The organism is Bradyrhizobium sp. BLXBL-01 (assembly GCF_051853025.1).
In the GTDB taxonomy this organism is placed as follows: Bacteria; Pseudomonadota; Alphaproteobacteria; order Rhizobiales; family Xanthobacteraceae; genus Bradyrhizobium.
In genome coordinates this window covers 2,199,264-2,212,603 of record NZ_CP182471.1, presented here as the reverse complement: position 1 = coordinate 2,212,603, position 13,340 = coordinate 2,199,264, and the positions used below count along the sequence as shown (strand labels likewise).

General features: G+C 59.2%; 7 protein-coding genes and 1 pseudogene. 1 reads left to right on the top strand and 7 read right to left on the bottom strand.

Translation table 11 applies throughout. The annotated features are described in order from the left end of the window. Window positions 1-35: 35 nt before the first annotated feature. From ACNJYA_RS10075 to ACNJYA_RS10065, 3 genes are all read right to left on the bottom strand, one after another. Window positions 36-2,285: a hypothetical protein gene (locus ACNJYA_RS10075; protein ID WP_439402723.1), complete on the bottom strand. Its 2,250-nt coding sequence runs from the start codon at window positions 2,283-2,285 to the stop codon at window positions 36-38. 1,042 nt (window positions 2,286-3,327) lie between these two features. Further along, window positions 3,328-3,561, bottom strand: a complete 234-nt coding sequence (locus tag ACNJYA_RS10070) for a hypothetical protein (protein WP_439402722.1) — start codon at window positions 3,559-3,561, stop codon at window positions 3,328-3,330. Next, window positions 3,555-4,388, bottom strand: a complete 834-nt coding sequence (locus tag ACNJYA_RS10065; protein WP_439402721.1) for an NEL-type E3 ubiquitin ligase domain-containing protein — start codon at window positions 4,386-4,388, stop codon at window positions 3,555-3,557. Before ACNJYA_RS10065 ends, ACNJYA_RS10070 begins: the two co-directional genes overlap by 7 nt. A 1,467-nt stretch (window positions 4,389-5,855) precedes the next feature. Here ACNJYA_RS10065 and ACNJYA_RS10060 point away from each other — a divergent pair. Next, window positions 5,856-7,574, top strand: coding sequence for an NEL-type E3 ubiquitin ligase domain-containing protein (locus tag ACNJYA_RS10060; protein ID WP_439402720.1), 1,719 nt, complete (start codon window positions 5,856-5,858; stop codon window positions 7,572-7,574). A gap of 326 nt (window positions 7,575-7,900) precedes the next feature. Here ACNJYA_RS10060 and ACNJYA_RS10055 read toward each other — a convergent pair whose 3' ends face one another. The 4 genes and pseudogenes from ACNJYA_RS10055 to ACNJYA_RS10040 form a co-directional block, all read right to left on the bottom strand. Next, window positions 7,901-8,935: a pectinesterase family protein gene (locus ACNJYA_RS10055; RefSeq protein WP_439402719.1), complete on the bottom strand. Its 1,035-nt coding sequence runs from the start codon at window positions 8,933-8,935 to the stop codon at window positions 7,901-7,903. A gap of 247 nt (window positions 8,936-9,182) precedes the next feature. Beyond that, window positions 9,183-10,481: a glycoside hydrolase family 28 protein gene (locus tag ACNJYA_RS10050; protein ID WP_439402718.1), complete on the bottom strand. Its 1,299-nt coding sequence runs from the start codon at window positions 10,479-10,481 to the stop codon at window positions 9,183-9,185. 1,003 nt (window positions 10,482-11,484) lie between these two features. Beyond that, window positions 11,485-12,438 (bottom strand): annotated as a pseudogene (locus ACNJYA_RS10045) (IS481 family transposase). A gap of 314 nt (window positions 12,439-12,752) precedes the next feature. Further along, window positions 12,753-13,010 (bottom strand): hypothetical protein, encoded by a 258-nt coding sequence (locus tag ACNJYA_RS10040; RefSeq protein WP_439402717.1) that lies wholly within the window; start codon window positions 13,008-13,010, stop codon window positions 12,753-12,755. Window positions 13,011-13,340: the final 330 nt, after the last annotated feature.

The following is a 13,340-nucleotide window of genomic DNA, read 5'->3' as shown; positions in this document are numbered from 1 at the left end:
CCGCCGAGCATTTGGAAACAGCCAAGTTTGGTTCTTCAGCCACGTTCGGGATAGACGCGAACGCGCCGGCGTCCCTCGCTTTCCACCAGCTCGCCCCTATAAGGCACTCCACGGATCTCGAAATAGGTCGGACGCCCGACTTCGGGCATGATGCGCTGGCCTTCAAGGACGCGGACAAGGTAATCGGGCAGGAATCGCTCCCGGTGCTCCCATCCGCCCCGAATCAAGTACCCAAGATCGACTGTACCTTCGTCGGGTCGCGCGGCCCTGACGATCTGCGGGGGACGATAGAGGGGCTGCGATGGGCCAGCTTCGTTTATCCCGCCAGCGCGCGGGTGATGGATCAGGCGAACATCCATGGGGCCTTCGGGGCCGACAGTCGCGGAATAGTGCTCCCCATTGATCGCAAACAAACTTGGCCCAAACTGGTTTGGCAGCAGATTGATATTGCTCAATACATCGATCAACACGTCTGAAGCCGCCTGGGAGCCGTGGCGCCAGTCGCCGCCAACGATCGCTCCGATATCCCGCAGCTCCGGAGCCGGCCCCGGCGGTCCTGCGAACCACGAGGGGGCTGCAAATTCAGGTGCTGGCGCAGAGCGCGCATCGTCACGCAAGTCGTGCGGTGTGGGTGGATCCAGATCAACGAAGGAGTCGAGACCGCCGTAGATGTTTGACGATCGGGGCCTCACCGATGACGGTGATGCGGGTTCTTGCATTTGTTGCCCAAGCCAGGCCCAGGCTCCCTGGCTCGGGGTGGCCGGAGTAGCAGGAAGCTCGAGCGGCGGATGAGCTTGCGCGGCCCAGTGCGGCGCTGGGACTGGTGAGGCGGGTTCGTGGATTTGCTCGCCAAGCCAATCCCGGGCTGCCGCGCTCGGCCTTGCCGGGGTTTCGGGAAGCTGTTGCGACGAACCGGCCTGCCAATCGCTGGGCGTTCGCATCGATGTTGTGGGCCCGTGGATCTGCTCGCCAAGCCAATCCCAGGCTCCGGCGCTCGGGGTAGCTGGCGTTGCAGGAGGCGCCTGCAGTGAGTGCCTCTGTCGAGCGGCTTCCCAAGAACGCTGGCCCGGATCCTCAGGAGGCAGCAATGCAAGCGCCCTGTTCGCCTCCCGGATTTGCTGGTATTGGCCAAGCTTGACGAGATCAGCCTTGATCTTGCCGTCCTTGGTTTCCCGCCTGTACTTCTCGACATCCCGGTCGAGGGCTGGAGTGGAAAGTCTACCAGCCATTGGCGGCCGATCATGCGTCTGCAGCCACTCACTCAGCCTATACATGCGGCGAGCTTGCCTGTCGATCGTCTCCGGCTCGATCCTGTGCACCGCCTTTTCCGCCGCCGACCACATGTCGATGAGGATTGCGTCCGCGCGGTGGGGCGCCAGTCGGCGGAGATCAGGCGCCAGGGCGTTTCCGGCACCGACCTCACGGAGTTTCTTCAAGGCCGCCTTAATGCGTCTGCTTCTGTCCTTTGCGTAGGTATCGACATCATCATCCAGCTCAGCTTCCAGTTGACGGTTTTCCACCTCCGGGTTGTCCAGCTGCGCGTTTTCTGATTCCCGTTGGATTCGGTCCGCAATTGAGGGCCTGCCAGCCGTGCTCAGGCGCGCGCTCAAATGGCGCAAATCGGCTGCGGCATTCTTGATCGTGCCGTCTGTGAGGTTACCCGCCGCCTTGTTTCTGAAATCTCTTATCAGCACCTCGTCGTCTTCTGGGACAGCGCGCGTCCGGCCCGGCTGCCGAGCATAGTCAATGCGAAGATTCGTGGAAAAGGCATCCCCCTGTCCCGCATTGCGCGAGTACTTTTCGCTGCTGCTCCCGCCAAAAGCCTTGCCGATTCCCGACTTGAAGCGTGACCATAATCCGCCGCTTTTTCCGCTCTTGGCCGACGCGGCAGACTCTGCCTCCGGAAAGCTGTAGCGCGCGCTGCTGAACAGATCATCTCGCAAGCCGGACTGCGGCACTTGCGCCGAAGCGGGAAGCTGGAAGCTGGGAATGTCTACGCTCCGCCGCGTGCCGCCCAGCGCACTCTCCCTAAAAGTGGAGTCCGGCGGCACCCGCATCGAACCGCCGAAATCCTGCCGCCGAACTGCTCGCCCCCCTCCTGCGGGAGCCCGATCAGGCGAACTTGAGTTGCTTTCATCTGACGGATCGAGACTCAAATCCTCCAGCCGCCGTTCAAAACCACCGTGCTCGCTTGGGTTGTCTCCTCGCTGCGCGGTCCGCTCTTGCAAGGCGGCGTACTCCCGCATCCAAGCTCCTGAATCGAGAAATGGGTCAACCGGATCCACCCTGCTCTCCTCATGTTTGTATAGGCCCTACAGCAATCGCTATGGCCTCGTAGCAGATCGTCTAGCAAGAAACAGGCTGTCGATTGTTGTAGCCGCAACCTTTCGAAAAGCTGACGAGATCAGGACATTGCCGCGCGATTGACGGACTCGCATCGCCAGCCGCCTGGTGACAGAGCGTGGGCGCGCCGATTTTTTCGCACCTCTTCGCCGGCCTGTTTAAGTCGACGAATTTCGTAAACCGATGATGGCAATGGATCGTCCCGTCGATCGTGCGAGGGATTCAAATATCAGGCAGGAACTCACTCAGCCGCTAACAGTGTCTAAGGTCGTGGTGACGAGCATCTTGTCCGCCTTCGCATCAACTTTGGCGCTGGGCTTGTTCTAGTCGCCTTGATGAGTGGAACAGCGCGTTCAGACATCAAATCGCCCAGACAGCTTTTTTCAAGGAGACGTGCAGATTGTCCAGAGTTCTCAGCAGTCATCCCGCGCGCCTCTCGGCGCCCGGGATCGGACAGGCAGCGCGCAGTTCAAAGGGATGAGCTTGGCAAGTCAACTCGGCAAATGAAGATCCGGCAGACTTCATTGGTTCGCTTCAATCCGCAGAGTGCGGAACCGCACGGCTTGTCGTGCAGTCTCGGAAGCGCCTCGATCAGGCGCGCGCACGACTTCGCCGCATGATGGATTGGCCATCGTAAGCTACGAATCCGATACTCCAACACTTGCTTTCCCAGATGGATCTCGCCTGGATTGACTCAAATTCAAGTAGATTTGGCGAACAGTTAACTCCCACGTCGAACGAGCTGGTTGGCCGCCGCAGCGCTGTCTGGCCCGCTCACAACTTTCGACTGACGGACATCTCGTGCCGAGGAACTGTTTAGCTGATACGCCTCGCCTTGCGCGCGTTTTTATCGCTCCGTAAGAGCGAAAAGCGCGCGCATTTTCCAAAGTGCAAAGCACCTTCGCGGCAATTGGCGAGGCTTGACAATCGATTTTTTGGCTCCGCTACAAGCAATAACAGATATATCTCCGGCGTGACGAGACCTCAGAGTTCGAGGCCGCCAAGCTCGGTCAGCACACGGTACATGACATCGCGTTTGATCGCGCTGGCGAGCTCGTTTCGGACTTGGGCTCCGAGCACCCGTTCGGCATCCGGATCGCCTAAAAGACCGTGCTCGCCCAACCGCTGATCCAAGCGGGTTTGAAACTCCTCGCCCATGGCTTCGACGAGCCGATCTTGCATCGCTTCATATTCATCAGGAGCGATTCGCCTCAGCACCGTCTCCCAGGGTTGCCAGGGGTTGCCATGTAGTCAGCAAACTGGCTCGCTTCTTGCTCGCGAATCGAGTCCAGTGCGCGCGCCGCATCATCGGATGTCACGTGAGAAACCGTCAGAAAGCGCATGTCAGGGGCGACGTGAATCAGCTCCAGCGGCTCGCGAAGAAGATTTTGATAGGCCAAGTAAACTTCGACATCGTCTACGTTAGGGTGGAGAGTGAGGAGCGATTTGACCCTGTCGCGCGCTATCCCTTCCAGCGCGTCCAGGCGGAACGCAACGCGGCCGCGCTGGATCAGTTGGGCGAGTCTATCATCATACACCCCCTCCTCGACGTCAGAATTAAGGCGCGCGGTCCGCATGCCGTTCCAGTGCAGAGTAACACGATCCTCGCAACTCGCGTTGGCTTCAGAAGCCTGTGTGAAAAACTGTTCGCGCAATCTCGGATTGGTCGCCGCCTGCCGCAGATCATCCGCCACGGCCTGCCGAAACTCGTGATTGCCATAGTTGACGGTCCCACGTAGCCTTTCCAGGAAGCGGGCGTAGTCTTGGGCGCCAGGCTCATCCGCAAAGTGCTGCCACTCGGCCAACGCCGTCGGATCGTCCCCGAGCCAGTGCGCGGCAGCCTCGTACAGAGGCAGCTGCCCAAGATGGGGTGCTGCGAGGTGAGCGCGGACCTCGTCCGGGAATGGGTTATCACCGAACTCGACGTTCTGCAGCGGACGGCTCAAACTCCCCGGTAGCAGATCCTCAGGCAGGCTAGTCAACCGGTTACTGCTGACATCGATTGATTCCAGCCAGCTCGGAAGGGTTTCAGGGAGATTGGCCAATTGATTTCTGCTGACATCGAGTTCAACTAGCCCGCCCGGGAGGGACTCGGGGAGTTCGGTCAGTTGATTGCCACTAACCGCGAGTGAGGTGAGGCTGCTCGGGAGAGCGTCGGGCAGGCTACTCAGTCGGTTGTTATTTGCGTTCAGGATCCCCGCTCCGCCGGGAGGCTATCTGGGAGACTAGTCAACCTGTTATCGCTGACCTCCAAGCGATAGAGGCTCGCCGGGAGAGCGTCTGGCAAACTGGTCAACCGATTGTGGCTAATAAATAGTTCGCGGAGATCGGACGGGATGCTAGTGGGCAGACTGCCTAACTCGTTGTGTATGGCGCGGACGTCCTGCAGTCGCGGCGGCAGGGCGTTGGGCAAAGCGGTTAAGGACAGGGATGACAAATCGACCAAGTGCGAGCGCATGCGGTCCGCAGCCCTGATTCGTGACCGCCCCTGTCCGCGGTTCTCCGCTGAGCCCTGCCCCTGTTCGCCAACCCACTCGTCCAGGATCCGCGCGCACGGAGCTGGGGGTCCGATACCCTGTCAAGCTTTCGACAAAATTTGCCAAGCCACGGTTGAAGCCGCGGAGGTAGCTTTCCTGCTCCCCTTCTTCAAACGTATCCGGGCAGAACCTGCGCTTCGCTGTGCCTGTCCTGTGTCCATCATCTTATCTCCGTCGTCAGAAAACTAAGAAATCCGTGTGCCGTTGCGCAAGGCCGCGGAGCAGGAGTTTGCGCGGCTGGCGCAATAATCATTCGAGCTGGCGCACGTGCGCCCGCGGCGGCCCGCACCTGTCGACGGCGGTTCAGCTTCACATGAGTTGGAGGCGGCGAATGGCTCGATGCTGCTGCAAGGCTCGCTGCCATTCCGTTGGCCGACAGGTCCGGAGGACCGCTAACGTGAAAGCGTTCTGCCGCTAGTACGGCCACCTGTCGATCAGCTGACGAGTCTCGCTGCAAAACGCCCAGGCGGCTCGGTTTGCGACCCGTGGCAAAGACCAGCTTTGCACCGATTGCCTTGGCAAGTGAAAGGACGGCCGCGGACGTGAGCGTTCGAGCGCCTTCCGCTCGTCGGTTTTCACGCACTCGGCCGAAAGGGACCCCCGCCTGCCATTTGAGGTAACGCACCGTTGCCGCGCCCCGGGCTCCATGTTGAAGCCGGTGCTGCGTCGGTGCGGAAAGGTGTAGGCAGAGATAACGGACCGCAATGGATTCACTGTTCCAAATCGTTGCACCGAAATTACGCCTGTTCGATGCCATCGCTGCGGTTTGCGAATAGAACCGTCAGCTTGTCGAAAGAGAAGTGTCCTAGGTCCTAGATGGTATCGTCACGGGCTGAGTTGGCCCGGTGTGGCAAGAGAGGTGAAATGGACCCTTTTGAGACAGGACAGGTTCGGCCCGACGGAGGCATTCCTTCTGCATCTTCTCAGCAAGAGGGGGCGGACGGCGGGCCGGGGGCGGCACAGTGGGCTGCATACGTGACCCATTTCGCAGCAAACTCCGGGCATTCAATCCATGCGGCGGCCGAAGAAGACGAGACGCTTGAGAATTGGGCTGCCGAACAGCACGTGGGACCCCTTGAGGACCGAGAAGAAGCGGCGAGGCGGGTCAATGCTCTGGGTGAAGATGCCATGCTCGATCTCCAATCGCTGTCCCTTACCAGCCTGCCCAGACTTCCAGGCGAAATCGTCGTGCTCGATGTGCCCTTCAACCGGCTTACCAATCTGCCTGACGAACTTCCGGCTTCGCTCCAACGTCTTAATGTAAGTGGCAATCAGCTGAGCAGCCTGCCCGCGCTTCCATCCGGGCTCAGACGCCTCGACGTGAACTCGAACCGGCTGGAGAGCCTACCTGCGGTTCTACCTGCCGCGCTCCGATTTCTTAGCGCCAACCTCAATCGGTTGGTGAACCTACCCGAAGCCTTCCCTGCTTCGCTCCAATCTCTCCACATCAACCACAATCAGCTGACGAGTCTAGCGGCGGAGCTCCCTGCTATGCTTGAGTCTCTCGACTTAAGCCAAAATCAACTGACGGATCTGCCGCCGGCTCTTCCAGCTTCGCTCCGGTTTATCGACGTGAGCCAAAACCATTTGACGAGTGTGCCCCAGGACCTGCTGAGGGCGTCACGCGCCGGTGGCACCATAGTTCTGACGGATAATCCGCTATCTGAGCAGGTCCGGGCGAACCTGAGTACAATCCTGAGCGCGGAGGGTTATGTCGGCCCGACTGTTCACCTGTCGCACGACGACGAAAGTGAATCGTCCGGGACAGACGATGAGCAGGCGGACGCTCTCGCTGGAACAGTCGCAGAATGGTTGAAGAGCAATCCACAGGAAGGCGATCGGGAGGTGCTTGCCGCATGGCAGCACTTTGCAGAAGAGCCGGGCGCTCTGGAATACGGACTTTTCCTTGGCAAGCTGTTCGAGTCCGTCAACTCTGACAATGAAGGATTTCGGCAGTCGGTGGCCAATGATCTGCGTCAGGCGGCAAACACCCCCCATTTGCGTGCCCAGTACTTTCAACTGGCATGGGACGCCAACCAGAGCTGCGATGATCGCAGAACATTAACCTGGAACGGCATGCAGACCGCGCGCCTCATCGCGGAAGTCGAGAACGGCCTCTATGACAACAAGGCACGGTTTCCCGATCTCGTCGAATTGGGGCGCGTCATGTTCCGCATGGACGCGCTCGAGGCTATCGCGCGCGATAAGGCTCACTCGCTCGCCTCGGTCGACAATGTAGACGGCATCGACGCCGTTGAAGTCTTTCTTGCCTATCAGAACAAACTGCGCGACCGGCTCGGACTACAACACGTCGCGCCGGACATGCGCTTCTTTGAGGTCTCCGGGGTTACCGACTCTGACGTTGACAGGGCAGAGACATCCGTGCGTGAGAGGGAGGCGGCCGAATTTGCCGACTATTTGGCAATGGATTGGCAGCCTTGGGACGATGTGATTCGCCGCATCGCACCTGAAGAGCATGCCAAGGCGCAGGACGAACTCATTGGTGCAATGGGAAAGGAGTTCGACAGCCGAATGGAGCAACAGCTCGCCGATCAAGGCCTGACCGGGGCTGAAGCTGGCCTCGTCGAAGATGCCAAGCGAGTGTTGGGTGCCGCAGTTAGCAAAGAGATCGCCCGTGAAATCAAGGGCGCCCTAAGAGATAAGGTGCTCAATGAGCACGGCCTCGCGCTCTGAAGCCCCCTTTGCCGTAGGATGTTGTTAATTTTGCTGCCGTTCCTCTGATGCGCCGGTTGGTGGCCGAGAGGAACGTGTAATGAGCAGCGAGTGCAGCAGAGCGCCGATCGAGAAAACCGGCGTTGCTCCTGTCTATCATGCTGCCGCTTGATGTAGGTCAGGTCGACGCTTGGAGTAGACTGGCGGATGATCGCATCCCGCCGGGAGCGATGGAGCGTCTTAACGAGCTCCTCTGAGCGTGGAGTAACAGCCGAAGCGCTGCCCCTCTCACGGCCTCCGGCAGTTTGGTTGCTGGACACGACTCTCCATCATGTCCGCTCTCTCCGTCATTCGTCCGAGGATCGCCGTCGTTCCCTCACCATCAGCGTTTTCTTCCGTCGATATGGTTCCGCAGGCAGCCAATCTGTGGCACCCCCGAAGAACGCTGTCAGCGACCATCTCGCGGCTTCCCCGTCTGTCAGTTGATGGGAGTAAGGTTCGCGGCCTGAGGGGTTAGCCCCGACCCCGAAGGATCTATATTCGGCATAATAGCTCGTGCTCAAGTTGTTGGTCTTGCCCCTATCCCATTCGCGCCAGCCCTCCGGAATGACCTGCGCATCTATCTTTGCCGACAGAAAGACCACTGTGGCGTACGGCCGCCAGGGGCGGCCAAGCGCGATATCGCGCGCGGCAGGGTCGGCACTTAGAGTGCAATGATCAAAAACATAGCCGCTGTCCTCGTCCGGTGCTGACTTGCTCTGAGCGGTAAAGACGACCGCTTGATTGGCAATGCCGTGCAACTCACATTTCCGGAACCAGGCCTTGGCGTTGCCAAATACGAAATCGACATGCCCTTCGATGTAGCAGTTCGAGAAGTATTGACGTGACATTCTGCCGTTTGGACCCTTTCCGGCAAGCAGCGTATCCTGGGCGCCGAGCAGGCGGACGCGCGTAACGACGTTCCTGTCTCCGGTAACGGATAGTGCAACCGCCTGCGAGGGTAGATTGGCCGGGTTGAGAGAGTAATCGTTCTGGATGGTCAAATTCTCGAGCCGGACGTCATCGCCAGTGGCATCCAGCGTCGCCGACCGGGCGGTTCCTCCTACATTGATAGCGCCGTCGCCATACACAATGACGGTATTCTCCGGCTTGTTGCCAGTCCCTGAGAGATGAACACTGGATTTGGAAATTTTGACCTTTTCACGATAGATACCCGGCGCGATCCGAACATCTCCGCCTTCATCCGGCAACGCGTCAATGGCTTGCTGCACGGAGTGATAATCGGCATTGGCGGCATGCGACACCAACAGTGGCTGAGCGTATGCTGACGAGATGCAGAAACATCCCGTCAGAAGTGCAGCAGGGTGAACGAAGATAGGCATGATCTTACACTTCGTTGAGTCAGCGGCACCTCGACGCAGTCGACGCCTATCTCTGCGGGGATAGCCGCCGCGCATGGGCAACACATTTTTCACGGCAAACCAGAGCCTCCACGTCACCTTCGCATTCCCGGCCCTGCAAACCGTCAGACAATTGCAAACCAGTCCGGACATGAGGCCGACCTTCTTCACCGGTAATCTTGGCGCAGACGCTGAACTCACCACCCGAGTTCGGCGCCGGATGTAGTGCTTACCGATTGCTGTTGCGGAACGCCCTGGAACATACCTCCGAGCCGCGCAGCAGTGGTTTTGCAGCTCGTCCGGGCAGCGGCGGTGATACGTCAGAGTGATTTGCGGTGACGTTCGCATGCTCAACTTGCCAGGTGGCGGAATCGGCAAATCGGACATCTTCGAGTGTCACGTCAAGTGCATGCTCCTCGTCTACGCCGCGCATCAGCAACACACCGGTGTCGCCATGCACATGACGGAGAACGATTCGCCGATAGACCGGAATTCTCGTGCCTTGTGCGCGCGGATCATATTTTGTATCTAAAGCTAGCGGCCACCGGTTTCCCCTGAGGCACACGTACTCATAAGTTACGCCCTCGACCAGACCGCCTCGGCTAACATCGCTCTTGATGCGCAGACCGGACGTCGTACCATCCAGCGTCAGATTACGCACCAATATGTCTCTGGCCCCGGAATTCACCTCACTGCCGATCGACATGCCATGCCCCCAGCCGAAAAAATTATGAATGATCGAGATATGGCTGCTTGAGCCATTGTCGCCGGCCTTGATTGCGACGTTGTCGTCACCCGTACGGATCAAGCTGCGGGTAATGGTCACATCCTGACTCGCGCCAAGATCGATGCCATCGGTGTTGCGCGCATCCGCCGGTGAATCGATTATGAGGCCCCAAAACGTGGCACCCTCGACCCGGTTCATCGCGACATGAAAGTTGGGAGCGTTGCGCAGGGTGACACCAGAAAAAGTGATGTCCCGCGCATGATCGATTTGGATCAAGCGCGGGGCGTTCTGGTTGCCGCCCTGGGCCTGAGCGCGGCGCGCTAGCTGCCACCAGGTTTCCGCGCCGCCGCCAATTATTGCGCCGCCCTGACCATCGATGATGCCTTCTCCGTAGATGCCACCGCCGCTCGTTTTGGAAAAGCTGATGAATGGCCGGCAACCGCCGCCCTTTTCCGCAATACGACCACATTGTCCGAGGCCCTTGTCGTAAGCAGCAGGTTCGGGAATGGCGATCAGCGTCGCCCCGCGTCCGATCCATAATGTCACGCCCGATTTCATCTCGAGTGGGCCCGATCGGAACTCGCCACGCCCTAAATACACGGCGGCCCCGCAAGGACACTCGTCGATGGCATGCTGCAATGTGGTCGTATCTTGCTTGCCAGACGGCACGAGGCGCTCGCACACCGTATGAGGTGCAACAGGCTCGGTGATAGTCCGGCGGTCCTGCGCTTTCGCGGCGGGGAAGACAGCGATGGAGGTGAGTATGAACAATAGGGCCAAGTTGCGAAAACGCTTTGTCATCGACCTCCTCGTGCTTTGTCACGCATCCACGCTCGGTATGGAGCCGCTGGCCCGATCTAACCGCCGCGCGCGTCACTGGCGCGCGCAAGATGACATTTATAAGACGCAGAAGAGGCCCGGACCGTGCACCTGCGCAGCAGCACTTTGCAGATGCGCAAAAAACACGAAGCATCATGCGATGGTTCAAAATCCGACAGCTTCGTCAACGGTCGGCCTTCTCATGCCAATCAAGCGGGTCGCCGGATTCGGCTTTTTTGCATCTAGAAAGTCGTCGGCGCCCAGTGCTTGCTCTTGATAACGATTTCGATAATCGGCGCATCAGCCTCACTGGGAGCAATTGGTGTACGCCCAGTACCCGCCGAAGCCGCGGCACTCACGCGCGCCTGATCCCGACTGCTGCTGCTGAACCTCGGCGCTGTTCTTGAAGCGTCCGGAAAGCCATACCTGCGTGCTTGTTCTCCTTGAACACTGTGTTGGCGAGTTGGTTTAGTGTACTGTCATCACTGGCCTGGAGCGACTGGCCGCCCTCGCCGGCAAACTCCGCCACCTTAAAGCATCTGAAGATACTTCTCAGCCGTAGATGGTGACAGTTTCCGACGAGTACTGGGACCGCTCACCATCTCGTGAATGTAATCATAATCCGCGCGCGAGACATTCGACGGCGGATTGCGACCGCGGCATCGTGGCAAGGCCTGCCACGCGCGCTGTATTCAGTTGCGGCTCAAAGGCATCTTCCTTCCGCCAGTTTCGGCTGCTGATCGTTTAGTCCGACGTGCTGTACGGATGGCGGAGGGGCAGCACTGGATAGTCCAAATTGTGCGAGTGCACGTCCGCCTCCCGTCCAGGATCAACGCGTTTATCCGTATGCGGAGAAGCTTTCGAAAAGCTGACGAGGCTACGGCCGGGAAGATGGATAAAACGACCGAACTGGCCCTGAGTAAGGGGGACAGCTCTTGACGTTCAATCCAGACATCTGCGTGAGCAGCCCTCCAGACAGGCGGCTCTAGTTGTGGAGCCTCAAGAGGTTGTCCTCGGTTAGACCGAGCCTGCTGATCGGCGTTTGAGATCTTATCCCGCCGTGGGGGCGATGCCAGTTGTATCGATGGAGCCAACGGGGCAACTCCTCGGCGCGGCGGTCGGAGGTGGGATAGGCTTGCGCATAGGCCCACTCCCTGAGCGCGGTCTGGATGAAGCGTTCGGCCTTGCCATTGGTTTTGGGCGTATAAGGCCTGGTTCGCTTGTGCTTGAGGCCGAGCTCCTGGCAGGCGTCGCGGAAGTCGAAGGCTTTGTAACAACTGCCGTTATCGGTCATGACCCGGGTGACGGTGACGCCGAGGCCTTTGTAATAATCAATGGCCGCTTTGAGGAAGGCTACGGCGCTCTCGGCTTTTTCATCGGGCAAGATCTGGGAGAAGGCGACGCGGGAGTGATCGTCAATGCAGACGTGGACGAATTCCCAGCCGACCACTCGGTTGTTGCTCTGACCGGTTATCGCCGGTGATGCGGTGGCCGATCTTGTCGAAGCGGCCGAGCTTTTTGATGTCGATGTGGATCATCTCGCCCGGTGTTTCGCGCTCATAGCGGCGCACCGGCTCGGCCGGCTCCAGGTCGCGTATCCGGTTCAGTCCCAAACGACGCAGAATGCGGCTCACAGTGGCCGTCGATATCTTGAGTTCGACCGCGATCTGCTTGCCGGTGTGGCGCTGGCGCCGCAAGACCTCAGCAGCGGTGCATGTGGCAGGCTCTGTTTGGCTCGGCAGTGAATGAGGTCGTGACGAGCGGTCGCGCAAGCCATCAACGCCTTCCATACGGAAACGGCCGACCCATTTGGCAACCGTTTTCGGCGTCGTATTGAACTGGGCGCCGCGGCTGCTTTGGACAGGCCGAAATCCACGACGGCACGAACCATCGCCTCTCGACCTTTCGGTGTCAGGGGAGCATTCTTGTGGGTGTCCATTCGGTTCTCCGCGAATCGCTGTGGTTTGGCGACTTCAGAGTTCCCGGTCAGGGCCGAATGGACAACCTCCTGAAAGACCACATCTAGTCAACACCGCAGGGAGACGTCCCGCAGGTGGTGTTACTCCGCGCCCCATCCGCCGGCCCAACGCACCGCGATCACCAAAACGCCCAGCATAACGGCAGGCCGCCAGTTCGCCCGCCCGGGTCCGTAAAAATGATGACTCGCAAGCCGGTCGGTATTCTCGCCGTTAACGTGGGTTACGGCAGCTTTCAATGGTTTCATGATCGCCTGGAAAACGAAACGGCAGCTTCCTAGTCAACAGGATCATCGATGCTTCGCGCTTCGTGCGGTAGCGCGTCACGTATTGAATTGTTTGCCGCAGAGTTGCGGTGGCGTTCATCGATCGGCAATGAGATTGCTCGACCCTCAAGCCTCCGCTCCAAATCCGCCAATCCTGCCTTACATTCGGCGACGACCGATTGGGCACGAAGCAGCTTGACCTTGAGCTCGTCCTTCTGCCTGACTATTTTCTCAGGATCCCAATCGTCCTGCAACAGCTCATTGACCATGTGTGGCCACCGATGCAAGGCCGGCGCTTAGCTCCAAGAACCCAGGCTTGGCATCTGGCCGATACGGGCACTTGAGCCACGGGTTAAAGGTGGCGCAAACGATCGTCCAGAAGCGTAACGTCTTAACCACGGTGTACGCCATCTTGTTGAGGACCGCCGTCGGTCGCGAGCCCGTTGCAGGACAGTCGGATTCTGGCCGGCAAAGCAAACGGCAATCCGAAGGTAGCAGAGTTCGCGATGCTGGCACGCGTTTTGGAAAGTGCATCAAGAGACGTCTGCCAGATGAAGTGGGCACGTTTCATTTGAATACCTGGATCGGGTGCTGAAGGA